Source organism: Idiomarina abyssalis, assembly GCF_019797805.1.
Classification (GTDB): Bacteria; Pseudomonadota; Gammaproteobacteria; order Enterobacterales; family Alteromonadaceae; genus Idiomarina; species Idiomarina abyssalis.
In genome coordinates this window covers 134781-147825 of the sequence record NZ_CP081832.1, presented here as the reverse complement: position 1 = coordinate 147825, position 13045 = coordinate 134781, and the positions used below count along the sequence as shown (strand labels likewise).

General features: G+C 50.1%; 13 protein-coding genes and 1 riboswitch. Of the genes, 6 read left to right on the top strand and 7 right to left on the bottom strand.

Features of this window, described 5'->3' with window-relative positions:
- Positions 1–6 precede the first annotated feature (6 nt).
- The 5 genes from moaD to moaA all read right to left on the bottom strand — a co-directional run bounded on the left by moaD (position 7) and on the right by moaA (position 2806).
- Positions 7–252, bottom strand: coding sequence for a molybdopterin converting factor subunit 1 (gene moaD / locus K5X84_RS00730; protein WP_054488676.1), 246 nt, complete (start codon positions 250–252; stop codon positions 7–9).
- Positions 249–737 (bottom strand): cyclic pyranopterin monophosphate synthase MoaC, encoded by a 489-nt coding sequence (moaC, locus tag K5X84_RS00725; protein ID WP_199494010.1) that lies wholly within the window; start codon positions 735–737, stop codon positions 249–251. Before moaC ends, moaD begins: the two co-directional genes overlap by 4 nt.
- Before the next feature lie 9 nt (positions 738–746).
- Positions 747–1253, bottom strand: coding sequence for a molybdenum cofactor synthesis domain-containing protein (locus K5X84_RS00720; protein ID WP_054488680.1), 507 nt, complete (start codon positions 1251–1253; stop codon positions 747–749).
- Positions 1243–1827, bottom strand: a complete 585-nt coding sequence (gene mobA, locus K5X84_RS00715) for a molybdenum cofactor guanylyltransferase (RefSeq protein WP_222236226.1) — start codon at positions 1825–1827, stop codon at positions 1243–1245. Before mobA ends, K5X84_RS00720 begins: the two co-directional genes overlap by 11 nt.
- 1 nt (position 1828) lies before the next feature.
- Positions 1829–2806: a GTP 3',8-cyclase MoaA gene (gene moaA / locus K5X84_RS00710; RefSeq protein ID WP_222236224.1), complete on the bottom strand. Its 978-nt coding sequence runs from the start codon at positions 2804–2806 to the stop codon at positions 1829–1831.
- Positions 2795–2934: riboswitch (molybdenum cofactor riboswitch) on the bottom strand. It overlaps the preceding gene by 12 nt.
- Before the next feature lie 155 nt (positions 2935–3089).
- Here moaA and K5X84_RS00705 point away from each other — a divergent pair.
- The 6 genes from K5X84_RS00705 to K5X84_RS00680 all read left to right on the top strand — a co-directional run bounded on the left by K5X84_RS00705 (position 3090) and on the right by K5X84_RS00680 (position 9749).
- Complete coding sequence (locus K5X84_RS00705) at positions 3090–4388, top strand: peptidase U32 family protein (RefSeq protein WP_222236222.1); 1299 nt, start codon at positions 3090–3092, stop codon at positions 4386–4388.
- Positions 4385–4582 carry a 4Fe-4S binding protein gene (locus K5X84_RS00700; protein WP_222236220.1) on the top strand — a complete coding sequence of 66 codons (198 nt, stop codon included), beginning with the start codon at positions 4385–4387 and terminating at the stop codon, positions 4580–4582. The genes K5X84_RS00705 and K5X84_RS00700 overlap by 4 nt, the downstream gene beginning before the upstream one ends.
- 119 nt (positions 4583–4701) lie before the next feature.
- Positions 4702–5358, top strand: a complete 657-nt coding sequence (locus tag K5X84_RS00695; RefSeq protein WP_224797672.1) for a helix-turn-helix domain-containing protein — start codon at positions 4702–4704, stop codon at positions 5356–5358.
- A 19-nt stretch (positions 5359–5377) separates the two neighbouring features.
- Complete coding sequence (locus K5X84_RS00690) at positions 5378–6550, top strand: acyl-CoA dehydrogenase (protein WP_222236219.1); 1173 nt, start codon at positions 5378–5380, stop codon at positions 6548–6550.
- 14 nt (positions 6551–6564) lie between these two features.
- Positions 6565–8751 (top strand): thiamine pyrophosphate-dependent enzyme, encoded by a 2187-nt coding sequence (locus tag K5X84_RS00685; RefSeq protein WP_222236217.1) that lies wholly within the window; start codon positions 6565–6567, stop codon positions 8749–8751.
- On the top strand, positions 8748–9749 hold the full coding sequence (locus K5X84_RS00680) for a malonyl CoA-ACP transacylase (protein ID WP_222236215.1): 1002 nt from the start codon (positions 8748–8750) through the stop codon (positions 9747–9749). The genes K5X84_RS00685 and K5X84_RS00680 overlap by 4 nt, the downstream gene beginning before the upstream one ends.
- A 3-nt stretch (positions 9750–9752) precedes the next feature.
- Here the strand turns inward: K5X84_RS00680 and K5X84_RS00675 are convergent, their stop codons facing one another.
- Positions 9753–12179, bottom strand: a complete 2427-nt coding sequence (locus K5X84_RS00675; RefSeq protein WP_244994801.1) for a bacteriohemerythrin — start codon at positions 12177–12179, stop codon at positions 9753–9755.
- A 118-nt stretch (positions 12180–12297) separates the two neighbouring features.
- The gene (deoD, locus tag K5X84_RS00670) at positions 12298–13008 is read right to left on the bottom strand and encodes a purine-nucleoside phosphorylase (RefSeq protein ID WP_222236212.1); all 711 of its coding nucleotides are present in this window, start codon (positions 13006–13008) and stop codon (positions 12298–12300) included.
- Between the last annotated feature and the right edge of the window lie 37 nt (positions 13009–13045).

Below are 13045 nucleotides of genomic sequence, written 5' to 3'. Positions count from 1 at the left end.
TAACTCCTAACCACCGGTAACCGGCGGGAACAGCGCCACTTCATCACCGTCTTTAACTTCCGTTGTTAGCGGCAATAAGTTTTGATTAACCGCACACAGCAACTGATAGCGATCCAGCTCTTTAGCGTAGCGCTCAGACTGTTGTTTTAATACCTGAACCAGCTCTTGTACTGTACTGACGTCAGCATCCACCTGCGTTTCTGCTAACCCTAACCGCTCTCGCAATACAGCAAAAAATTTTACGGTGATCACAACGGCGTACCTCCTCGTGTCCAGTGACCTCTTTTGCCACCTTCTTTCTCAAGCAGACAGGTGTCGGTTATGACCATGGCCGGATCAACCGCTTTGCACATGTCGTACACCGTTAAGGCCGCGACCGATGCCGCCGTCAAAGCTTCCATTTCCACGCCTGTACTACCGGTTACCTTGCAGAGACTCTGAATGCGAACTTCGCCTTTTTCATGGTCAAGTTCGAAGTCGATAGTGACTTTGGTTAGGGCTAACGGGTGGCAAAGAGGAATCAGCTCGCTGCATTTTTTGGCAGCCATAATGCCGGCAATGCGTGCTGTGGCCAGGACATCGCCCTTTTTAGCCGCGGCGGCTTCCAGCAGCTCAATCACGTCTGTGCGGCTACGTAGCCTGCTTTGTGCCACTGCTATGCGCGTAGTGGTGGCTTTATCAGCAACATCCACCATATGGGCTTCGCCGTGCTGATTCAGATGGGTTAATTCACTCATGTGTTTTCCTTATGACAGATGGCCGACGAAATTACAGGGGCCCTGACGTGAATCCAACTGTGGGCCCAGCAAGCTGTCCCAGGCCAGCTGTGCAGCGCCGCCGGAGCCTGGTACTGCTGCAACTAAGGTACGGTTTGCTAATCCGGCAAACGCCCGTGACTGAACGCTGGAGGTACCGATATCAGCAAAAGACAGTTGCCTGAATAACTCACCAAAGCCATCAATATGACTGTCCAGTAGCGGCATTAGTGCGTCCTGAGTGACGTTATCCAGCGCGAAACCGGTGCCGCCATTGGTCACCACAACTTGAATATCTTCACGCGCTATCCACTGACTGACCAATGCTCTAATCTGGTATTTGTCGTGACTGAGTACTTCGCGTTCCACGACCTTGTGGCCGTCGTTTTCCATGAGCTTCTGCAGCAGGTCGCCGGTGCTGTCGTCCGCCCGGGTGCGTTTATCTGAAAAAGTCACCACAGCAATGTTTAATGGCTTAAAGGATTTATTAGCTTTCATGCATCCACTCCTGATTCTGGCCGTGAATTTGACAGAGTTGTGACCATTGGTCCGGGGTATTGGTATTGACCAGTTGTGATTCGTTCTGGCAAGGCAAGGCTTGCGCGTTAAACCGTTGCAGCAGTGCAAAAACTGATCGCCGACCATTGGGGCCCGACAATTGCTGTTCAATATCCGTATGAAGCTCCTTGCTGTTGGTCAACACGCAAGGTAGAGCACAATCCTGATAGTAACTTGCTGAAGCCTGGTTATTGAGCAGCGGTAACAAAGTTTCAGCCGTCAATGCCGGCATGTCTACCGGTACCACCAATACTTTAGTAAATTGGCAATGCGGCAGACAGGCATGCAAGCCTGATAGAGGCCCCTGTTCCGGGATAGTGTCCGATACAAACCCTGGCTGATTGCGGCTGACAATAATATTGTGGCAGCCAAGCTCAGATAACTTTGCCTGCATATAATCCAGTAGGTTCTCAGAACCAAAACGCAGTAAAGCCTTGTCCTTACCCATACGGGAAGAACGACCACCAGCCAGCAGTATGCTACTGAAAGAAGAACTTAGGTTAGAGCCGACCATGTTAGCCACCAATCATCGCCAGATGACGCGTTGCTCCGCTGTTACCCTCGTGCAAGCCGTGAGTCGCTTCTTTCAGCATAATATTGTCACGCAGTGCGTTCATTAGCGGTTCCGGATCATCGCTTTGTAAGTACTTGCGAATATCCTGATGCTGTTCGGTAAACAGGCATAAGAACAGCTGGCCCAGGCTGGAAACCCGCAGCCTATTGCAGTCGTCACAGAAGTCTTTGCTGTAAGGCATAATAAGCCCCATTTTCCCTTTGTAGTCAGGGTGCGTAAACTCCTGCGCAGGGCCAGCGTTGTCCGCTCTTGAAGTAAGCGACCAGCCTTCGGACTGGAGCTGCTGTTTTATGCTTTCTCCACTGACATGATGGCGTTGATAGTATTCTGTATTGTCCGTAGTACGCATTAGCTCAATGAATCGCAACGCCACATTGCGGTCTTTAATAAACTTGAGAAACTCAGGCAGCTCACCGCCATTGTATTGCTTTAGCAGCACGGTATTGACCTTGACCGTTGCAAAGTCCATATCAACCGCCTGGTCGATACCTTCAATAATTTCCGGAAGTTTATTTTGCCCGGTCACCAGATGAAAAGTACTGGGATCCAGGCTGTCGATACTGACATTAATTGCGTCCAGACCGGCGTCACGCCAGGCGGGCAAGTCGCGCTTCATTCGGTAGCCATTGGTGGTCATAGCCACTTTCTCAATGCCGGGAACCGACTTACAGGTAGTGATAATTTCCGTCAGGTCTTTACGCAGACAAGGCTCACCACCGGTTAAGCGTATTTTGGTGGTGCCCAGTTTGGCAAAAGCCGTTACCAGACGGCGCACTTCAGGCAAAGTGATTTCATACTTACGGGAGCTGCAGTCGGGGCCGTCGGGAAGGCAATAGTCACAGCGAAAGTTACAGCTTTCGGTCAATGACAGGCGCAAATAGGTAAAGCGGCGCGCGAAGCGATCTTGTAATTGTTGCATATCACACCTTTCCAAGTTCGGGAGGTACTTTCGTTTCCAAAAGCACCCTGGTGGCTGAATTGCCACGGCATACCGTTCATACCCTAATAAAAGAGCTTAGAGCCGGTAGCTCGGCGTAGTGTGCACAGCTTAGTAGAGCAAGCTATAGAGCGAAATTCCCTTGAAGGGAGGGGTGAACTACCACTTAGGGGGTATTTGCGCGCTATAAGCCTTGATATACATCAAGTTTTGTCGGTGAAATTTCTGCTAATCTTTGCCGCCACGTTGGTCATACAGGTGTTCTATGTCAGCCGCTCATTTCCGCCCTGAATTGCTTTGCCCTGCCGGTAGCCCGGAAGCCATGCGTATGGCCTTTGCCTATGGTGCCGATGCGGTCTACGCTGGAGAGCCTCGCTACAGCCTGCGCGTACGCAATAACAGCTTCACTCTGGATAACTTGGGTGAATGCATTGACGAAGCGCACCAACAGGGAAAGCGCTTTTATGTGGTAGTCAACATTGCTCCACATAATGCGAAATTGGCAAAGTTTGTTGAACACATTCGCGCTATTGTCGACATGAAACCGGATGCCTTAATTGTTTCCGACCCCGGAGTGGTGATGCTGCTGCAGGAAAACTTCCCTGAGCAGCCCCTGCACTTATCGGTGCAGGCCAACACCATTAACTGGGCAGCGCTGAAGTTCTGGCAGCAACAAGGTATTGAACGCGTTATTTTGTCGCGCGAGCTGGGCTTAAAAGAAATTGCAGAAATGCGCCAGCAGGTGCCGGAGATTGAAATTGAAGTTTTTGTACATGGCGCTTTGTGTATGGCCTACTCCGGGCGCTGCCTGCTTTCCGGTTATATGAACAAGCGCGACCCAAATCAGGGCGCCTGCACCAATGCCTGCCGCTGGGGCTACGAAGTTCACGAAGCCAAAGAGAACGCGGTAGGTCAGTACGAGCCAGTACTGCTTGGTGACCCCAAGCGTCCACAAGACTTAATGTTGCTCGATGAAGATCAGCACGGCTCCTACATTATGAACTCCAAAGACCTGCGCGCCGTGGAATATGTCAATGACTTAGTAGAAATGGGTGTGCACTCACTAAAAATTGAAGGCCGCACCAAATCAGACTACTACATTGCCCGCACAGCTCAGGTCTATCGTCGGGCAATTGATGACGCTGTTGCCGGCAAACCTTTTAATACCGAGCTTCTTAATGAGTTAAACGGTATGGCAAACCGCGGGTTTACCCCGGGCTTTCTGCAGCGTCACACCCCACAGGACTTACAAAACTACGAACGTTCACACAGTGAAGGCGAACATATTCTGGTAGGTCAGCTAACTGGGGCGGCAAACAGCAGCTCTGTCTATGAGGTCGCGGTAAAAAATGGCTTCTCTATTGGCGATGACTTGCTACTGATGACTCCGAAAGGTAACTATCCATTTCAGCTGGCACGTATGGAGTCACTTAAAGATGAAGCTATGATCCGCGCGCCGGGGTCTGGTTATCAGGTCAAAATTCAAACACCTGTCGCCATAGACAAACAGGACATTCCCTATTGTTTTCTCATAAAAGAAGCAGCAGTGAGGAAAGTAGCATGATTGTTATTAACGATGGTTGCATTAACTGCGATATTTGTGAACCCGAGTGCCCAACCGAAGCGATTTCGATGGGCGACAGCATTTACGAAATAAATCAGGATAAGTGCGTAGAGTGTGAAGGCTATTACGATACGCCTAACTGCTATGTCGTCTGCCCGGTTGAAGCGGTCGATATTCTACAAGCAAAGGGGTAAATACCCCCCTCTCTTTAGAGGTAGATAAATCATTCGGAGGGTTTTGTATAGTGAACCAGATCAATAATTCGGTAGATGAGATGACTATGCGTACCCCAATTCAATGTAGCCAATGCAGCATGCAATCGATTTGCGTCCCCGCTGGCCTGGTTCCAAGCGACGTCGAGATTCTCGATAAAAGCAGCCGCGAACCGCATCTTTATAATAAACGCAGCGTGGTTTTCAGCGAGGACCGCCCGTTAAATTCTGTGTTCGCGATTAAAAGCGGATCGGTCAAATGCTATACCATTGACAGTAATGGTAAGCAGCAGATTACCAGCTTCCATCTGGTGGGCGATATTGTAGGCCTTGAGGCATTAGCCAACGGTAAAGCCGCAACTTATTGCGAAACCTTAGAGACCTCCATGCTCTGCGAAATTAAGCTAAATAAACTGTTCGCGCAGGAGCTGCCCAAAGTTGAAAACAACCTTTTGCAGCTAATGAGCCGCCGTTTAGCCAATTGCAGCAAACACTACTTAAACATAGTGAATACCAGTGCTGAACAAAAAGTCATCGCTTTTTTGCTTTCAATCAGCACGCACATGCATCAACATGGTCTTTCACGCAACGAATATCGACTGCCCATGACGCGCACCGACATAGCCAACTATTTAGGCTTAGCCGTTGAAACCGTCAGCCGTATTTTTACATCGTTAAAGGAAGAATCCCTTATCGATACCAAGCAGTCTATTCTGACCATAAACAATTTAAACGCCTTAGAGCGCCGCGTCGCATAACGCTACTTTAGGAGGTTACATGTCATCCGCTGGTTTTAATTGGTCCGATCCCCTCAACTGGCAAAACGCTTTGTCCGATGAAGAGAAGATGATTCAGGAAAGTGCTCATCAGTACGCTCAGGAAAAGCTGATGCCCCGCGTGCTGGATGCCAACCGCAATGAGAACTTTGATCGCCAGATTATGAACGAGCTGGGTGAGATGGGGCTACTGGGCGCCACCTTACCGGAAGAATACGGCGGCAGCGGTGTTAACCATGTCAGCTACGGCCTTATTGCCCGTGAAATTGAGCGTGTCGACAGCGGCTATCGCAGTGCCATGAGTGTACAGTCATCGTTGGTGATGCACCCTATTTACACCTTTGGTACCGAGGCGCAGCGCAAAAAATACTTACCTAAATTAGCCAGCGGTGAATGGGTGGGTTGCTTTGGCCTGACCGAGCCAGATTCCGGCTCAGATCCGGCCAGCATGCGTACCACAGCTAAGCGCACCGACAACGGTTATGTGTTGTCCGGCTCTAAAATGTGGATAACAAACTCGCCTATCGCTGATGTTTTTGTGGTCTGGGCAAAACTTGACGGCGAAATTCGCGGTTTTGTACTGGAAAAAGGTATGAAAGGTCTGAGCGCCCCTAAAATTGACGGTAAGTTCTCGCTTCGAGCGTCTATCACCGGCGAAATTGTTATGGATGGCGTTGAAGTATCCGAAGACCATATTTTCCCTGAAGTTAAAGGTTTAAAAGGTCCGTTTAGCTGTCTCAATAAAGCGCGCTATGGCATTGCCTGGGGTTCGCTTGGTGCCGCTGAATTCTGCTGGCACGCAGCACGACAATATACGCTGGAACGCAGTCAGTTTGGCCGCCCGTTAGCAGCAAACCAGCTGATACAGAAAAAACTGGCTGACATGCAGACCGAAATCAGCCTGGGTTTACTAGGCTGCCTGCAAGCCGGACGCGAGCTCGATAACGGCACGCTTAACCCCATAGCTATTTCGCTCATTAAACGTAACAGCTGTGGTAAGGCACTGGATATTGCCCGTCAGGCACGCGACATGCACGGCGGCAACGGTATTGCCGATGAGTACCACGTAATCCGCCATGTGATGAATTTAGAAGCGGTGAATACTTACGAAGGTACACACGATATTCATGCGTTAATTCTGGGTCGCTCACAGACCGACATTCCTGCGTTTTAATAGCGAGGCTTATCATGCGTTGCGATATTGAGGGCTGGCAACAGGACTTTATTGAGCGACTGGCGCAGGAAGACTTGCCTGCGCCTCAGTCGCAGCACTCGAACTTGAGCGATACTGACTTATTTGCACTCTTTCACAGTCAGGTTCTGAGCCGCTTCACCGATATCGAATCACGACGCCTGCAGCGTCAGGGCAAAAGCTTTTACACTATTGGCAGCGCGGGACACGAAGGTAACGCTGCTATTGCCGCAGCGCTGCGGGTCACCGATCCGGCTTTTCTGCACTATCGCAGCGGCGCTTTTTTCTTGCAGCGTGCCAGGCAACTTGAGGGGTCGCACTCCCTGTACGACCTCATGCTGTCTTTTTGTGCCTCCAGTGACGACCCCATATCCGGCGGCCGCCACAAGGTACTGGGCAGCCTGGCGCTTAATATACCACCGCAAACTTCGACCATTGCTTCGCACTTACCCAAAGCCATGGGTACCGCCTACGCCATTGGACTCAGTAAACGCTTAAAACAAGCTGGCCAGTGGCCGGATGATGCCATTGTGCTTTGTAACTTTGGCGACGCCTCAGCAAACCACTCTACGGCAGTAGGGGCTCTCAATGCCACCGGCTGGAGTGCGTACCAGGGCATGCCGATGCCCATTCTCTACGTGTGTGAAGACAACGGTATTGGCATTTCTACCTCAACACCCCGAGGATGGACCGCTCGGCAGCTTCAGAATTATCCGTCAATACGTTACTACTATGCAGACGGCGCTAATGTCAGTGAAACCTACGCTGTTGCCAGTCAGGCAGCCGATTATATAAGGCGCACGCGAAAACCCGCGATTCTGCATTTGAAAACGCAGCGTTTTTTTGGTCACGCCGGTGCCGATGCTGAAGTTGCCTACCGCAGCAGTGAATCAATTGCACAAGGCTTTGAAACCGATGTGTTGTTGCAAACCGCAGCACAAGTGGTCGAACGGGGCCTTTGCACCGGCTCTCAACTTTCGGAAAAAGCGCAGTGCTGGTTGCAGCGTATTCAGAGGGTGGGGGCTGAAGCCTCCACCCGGCCCAGACTCGAGTGCGCGGAGTCGGTCATGGCTTCCATTGTGCCAAAAACACTGGCCGACGATACTCAGCCACTAACCAGCACACAGCAACAGGCGGTATTCGCGTTTGATAAGCGTAACTTTAAGAAGCCCCAGCCCTTAGGCAAAATGATTAACTGGGCGCTGCACGAAATACTGGCGCGGTACCAGAACACCGTTGTGTTTGGTGAGGATGTCGGCAAAAAAGGCGGGGTGTACCATGTGACTCACCACCTTTTTGATCATTTTGGTGCTAACCGTGTCGTAAATACCTTACTGGATGAGCAAAGCATTCTTGGCTTAGCCATGGGCATGGCACAACAGGGCTTTCTTCCCATACCGGAAATTCAGTTCCTGGCTTACGTACATAATGCCGAAGACCAAATTCGGGGCGAAGCCGCCACTCTGCCCTTTTTCTCTAATGGTCAGTACCACAACGGTATGGTCATTCGTATTGCGGGCCTTGCCTACCAAAAAGGCTTTGGCGGCCATTTCCATAACGACAATTCCTTCGCCGTATTCCGCGATATTCCAGGGGTTATCGTTATGTGTCCGTCGAATGGGCACGACGCGGTACTCATGATGAGGCAAGCGGTTCAGCTTGCCCACTGCCAGAAGCGCTTAGTCATTTTTCTTGAACCTATTGCGCTTTACATGACTCGTGACTTGCTTGAAGAAGGCGATCAATGCTGGCTGCATGAGTTTCCATCAGCTGACGCACCGCTGCCAGCTTTAGGCGAGCCTTCCCGTTATGGTGACGGCGACGAGTTGGTCATTATCACCTACGGCAATGGTTACTACTTAAGCCGGCAAGCGTGTAGTGAACTCAACCTTGAACAGCGCATCCGTATTCTTGATTTACGCTACTTAGTACCGCTGGATATTGAAAAGATCGTAGAGGCCATTGGCTCTGCTAACCACATTCTGGTTGTCGATGAGTGTCGTAACCGCGGTTCGCTAAGTGAAGAGCTGATAACGGCTCTGTACGAACACCGCCGTGACTGGCAACGCGTTGACCGCATTACCGCCAAGGACAGCTTTATTCCCCTGGGTTCAGCCGCTTATAAGGTTTTGCCCGGAAAAGAAGACATTCGCCAGTATTTACAGGAGCATTTAGGCCAATGAAACAAACTGCCGTTATCGTCTGCCCCGGTCGTGGTGGTTACAACAAACCTGAATTAGGCTCTATCACTGAGCGCCATTTGCCAAAGCAAAGCGAACTCATTAGCCGGTTAGATAAAGTCCGCGAAAACGAAGGTTTTACCGGCATTTCGGAGCTGGACCAGAAAGATAAGTTCGATCACCGCCTACATTTAAAACCGGAAAATTCCGCAGCCTTAATTTTTGCCGCCGGTTACGCCGACTTCAAAGCGGTTGACCCGGAGCAGTATGACATAGTAGCCGTAACCGGAAACTCTATGGGCTGGTATACCGCCCTGGCCTGTGCCGGTGCATGGCAGCCGGAAAAAGCGATGTCTATTGTCACCGACATGGCAAAGCGAACTGCCACAGCCGAGGGTGCGCAGCTTATTTACCCCATTATGAACGAGCAGTGGCAACCGGACAAAGCTCGTGAAAAGGCCGTCAGTCAACTGTTAGAACAACACGCGGGAGAGCTGTTTTTATCCATTCGTTACGGCGGCTATGTTCTGCTGGCAGGTACACAGAATGCGATTAACGCTGCCAGCAAAACCCTGGCTCCTGTTGATAACCGCTTCCCTATGATTTTACCCGGCCATGCGGCATTTCATTCGCCGTTAATGAAAGAGGCGTCAGATCAGGCTCTTTCCGTGTGGGACAGCAGTCATTTCAGACAGCCTGAACTGCCACTGATAGACGGCCGTGGTGTTATCTGGGAGCCGCCCGGCTGCCATTTGGACGCCCTGCAACGCTATACTTTTGGGCATCAGGTAACCGAATATTACGACTACACCAAAGCCATTACAGTCGCCTTAAGAGAATTTGCGCCGGATAAGCTATTGCTGCTGGGGCCTGGCAATAGCCTGGGTGGTGCCACCGGACAAAGCCTGGTCGCAGCCAACTGGCGCAATCTTTCCGGTAAAGATGACTTTACTCAGCGACAAGAAAGTGAAAAAGCCCCGGTTATTAGCCTGGGGCTGTAATATTTAGCGGATACCTTTACTGTTAAGGTGTCCTTTGTAAGCCATATCACTCTTCATAATGTGATTCATTAACCAGGCTTTTACGAAGTCCAGTAGTTCATCAATCACGTCTTCGTGGTTATCAACCCGGTGTTTGAAACGCATCACATCCTGCACTAAGTCGCGGTGCTTAAGCTTATGATTTTCTAAGTCCGGGTAGCCGTTACGCTCCATTAACAACTCTTCGTAGTTAAAGTGCGTTGCCGTGTAGTTAATTAACGAATCCACCAAGCGCTGCAATGCATGCTGGTCGCCATCGCGAAGCTTCAGGCGGTAAAGCTCATTAGCAATGTAAATTAAGCGCTGGTGCTGACGGTTAATTTCTTCAATGCCTACATCCAGTTTCGACGACCATTCAATGAGTACGTCCTGCTCCGCAAGACGCTGCTCTATCACGTCTTTCTCAATGTAATACCGGTCGCCAAGAGATTTTATCTCGCCGCCTAAGGTGGTTAATTGCGCCGAGCTCTCTAATGCCTCCTGCGACCGCGCATCCACAATTCGGGCACTTTCTGACAGCGAATTAATGTTCTCCTGAATGTTCATAGTAACCGCCGACTGCTCTTCGGCTGCGGACGCTATCTGAATATTCAGGTCATTAATAACACCGACGTTTTCAACAATGTCGGTTAATGAGTTGGAAGCTTTATTGGCCTGCTCGACATTCTCGCCAGCCAGAGTCTTGTTGCGCTCCATAGAATGAACCGCGTTGCTGGTGTTGGTTTCAAGCCGGCCAATCACATTTTGTATTTCACCCGTTGATGCCTGCACGCGCTGCGCCAGTTGCCTGACTTCGTCCGCCACCACAGCAAAGCCGCGGCCCGACTCGCCCGCCCGGGCGGCTTCAATTGCCGCATTCAGCGCCAGCAAATTAGTCTGATCGGCAATATCATTAATGGTCAGTAGTATTTTAGAGATAGCCTGGCTGTCTTCCGACAGGGTTTTTATCACTTGCTGAGACTCAGACACTTCCTGCTCAAGCTTTTGAATAGCCACGACCATGGTATTAACAACCTGCTGACCGTTTTGCGCTGACACTAAGGTGTTGTCAGCTTCAGTAGCCGCCTTTTGCGTTGACTCAGATACCTCACTAATTGCGGCTGTCATTTGTTCCACCGCCGCGGCTGCACTTTGCATTTGCGTTGCCTGAGCTTTAGCGCGCTCGGCAAGTTCTTTTATGGCCTGATAGTTTCCATCACCCAGGCTGTCCATACCGTCGCTCGATTTTCGGATGGCATCGACTGAATAGCTGGTTTCTATGGCGACAGAGTTTAAGTAATGGGTTATTTTCGACAGTTCATCTTTGCCCTCTGTTGTGCCTAAGCTGTTTAAGTCACCATTAGCTAACTGTTTTGCCATACGAATGTTGGCTGACACAGCGCGATAAATGCCTAAGTACAGGCTGGTAAAAAGCAATAGCTGCAATAGCAGCACACCCAACATTAAGGCAATATTGGTCCAGACTACGGTGTCTAGCTTTGCAGCCCGCTGTTCTAATCTGGACTGATACGCTGGAATAACACTGTCATAAAAACCAAACAAGGCGCCAATTGCCGCAGTGCCTTCACGGAAAAAATCCCCGGCTGACATTTGTCGCTTCAGCAGCCTACGCGATGCCGTCTCACTAAATAGTGTTAATTGTTGCTCGGCCGCTTCCGCCTGTTTCAGCAACCCAATCTCATTGGTTTCATCGGATAGATTCTTAACCGCCTCAACAAAGTTCGAAACCTGGTTTTCCAGTACGTAGGTTATTGTGGTGATATCTTGCTGCAGCTCTTTGCTTTCCTGGCCGTTTAACCATTGTGCTCCGAGACCCCTTAAGCGCCCGCTCTGCTCAACTAACTGCGGCAGTTCTTCAACCGCAAGACGTGCCAGCAGAAGGCTGGCCAGCTCGTTCTCCAACAGCTGTTCCGAGCCGGCACTAAGTTTTGCTAAAAGGCTTTGGAGATCTTTCAATAGCTGAGTGTGCTGCTTAAACTGGCCGGTAGAACCGTTAAGACTTTGCCATTGACGCCGCAGTTGGGACAACGCCCGTGTGGAGAAAAACGCCTGCTGGCTTTGTAACGCCTCAAGCTTATCGAAGTGACTATTAATGGCTTGCACAGAGCGGTTTATTTCTCCGGAAAACTCACGCTTTTGCGCATCGCTCCCGGTCATTCCCCGGTGCTTAGCAATATGCTCCAGCAACCCTCTGAACTCAGGCCAGTACTGGGCTGCCGTTTGCTTTTCTGCCACTTGCTGACTCTTATTTAAGGAGTCAGTTACCATCAGTGAACTGAGTACAATAACCGGAATAAACAACAAAAAACCGATTAAGCTGAATTTTCGTCGAAAGCTTAATAAATTAAACAACTTCTGGACAGGGCGAGTTAACCAATCGAGCCACTTCATAACCACTCCACTACAGGCAAAATCTGCAACCACAAACGGGCTATTTTGCCTATTCATCGGCATTAGTCACATGAAATATAGGGTTATTACTTATTAGGTAGCTGTTACTTGATCAGGATCAATAAACCAGTAAGCTCTCCAGAGTCATCTCTGTCATTTCACTAAAAGCCGTCTGCCTTTCATTCGCCGATAAACCATTACCCGTTCTTATTTCATCGGAGACTGTCATAACGGCTAACGCCTGTTTCTTGTGTATAGCGGCAATGGCGTACAGTGCAGCAGCTTCCATATCTAACGCCAGCACATTCATAGCCTCCAGTCGGCATTCCAGCTTTTTATCAGGATGATAAAAGCTATCGGTTGAAAACACATTCCCCACCGCCACCGGCTGATTTTTTTTCTGACAATAGCCGACAAATTCACTCAACAACTTATAATCTGCAATAGGAGCAAAGTCGTAACCACCGAACAGCTGCCGGTTCATCGCCGAATCGGTGCAAGCTCCCTGGGCTACCACTAAGTCTCGTAAATTAAGGTCTGGCGATACCGCACCGCAACTGCCCACCCGAACCAGCCGCTCTACTCCGAAGTGCTGAAATAACTCCTGCGCGTAAAGCGTACAGGACGGCATACCCATGCCAGACCCCATAACGGAAACCGGCGTGCCACGAAATTGACCGGTGAATGCCAGCATATTTCGAGTGTCACTTATGAGTTCAGCGTTATCTAAATGCGTTTCAGCAATATGTTTTGCCCGCAAAGGATCGCCTGGAAACAAGCAAAGCTCTGCAAAATCGCCGGCCTTAGCCGAAATATGGGGAGTGGTCATAGGGTTCGCCCTGTTATTTTTTAATCAAGATAGATGA